This is a genomic window from Streptomyces coerulescens, assembly GCF_042657965.1.
In the GTDB taxonomy this organism is placed as follows: domain Bacteria; phylum Actinomycetota; class Actinomycetes; order Streptomycetales; family Streptomycetaceae; genus Streptomyces; species Streptomyces coerulescens.
Genome location: NZ_JBHSKM010000063.1, coordinates 1 through 551, shown reverse-complemented (window position 1 = coordinate 551; position 551 = coordinate 1). Strand labels below are relative to the sequence as shown.

The window sequence follows — 551 nt, the reverse complement described above, 5'->3', positions numbered from 1 at the left end:
GCGGCCTGGTAGGCGATGGCGAGTTTGTCAGTCCGCATGGCCAGGCCGCGCCACTGCTTGAGACGATTGATGCACCGCTCGACGGCGTTCCTCTGCTTGTAGGCATCAGCGTCGAAGCCTGGTGGCCGACCGCCCCGTGAGCCTCGTCGGCGCCGGTTGCGGGCCTGGTCCACGGGCTGCGGGATGACCGCCCGGATGTGCCGTTCGCGCAGGTGGGACCGGATTGCCCGGGAGGAGTACGCCCGGTCCGCGATCACCATGTCCGGTCTGGTGCGAGGGCGTCCGCGTCCGGTGCGAGGCACGCGGAGCGCGGTCATCACGGCGGTGAACGAGGGTGCGTCACCTGCCTGTCCGGCGGTGACCGTGATCGCCAGTGGGCGGGCATGGGTGTCGCTGGCCAAGTGGACCTTGGTGCTCAGGCCGCCTCGGGAACGGCCCAACGCGTGGTCGGCGGGCTCACCGCGGACTGACTCACCCTTTGCGGGCTCCGGCAGCGTGCTGGTGGGCCCGGCAGACGGTGGAGTCCACCGAGGCGGTCCAGCCGATGTCGT

1 pseudogene is annotated in these 551 nt (G+C 70.8%); it reads right to left on the bottom strand.

The window, feature by feature from the left end:
- Window positions 1-551: pseudogene (locus ACFPQ9_RS44585) on the bottom strand (IS5 family transposase); the annotation flags it as partial.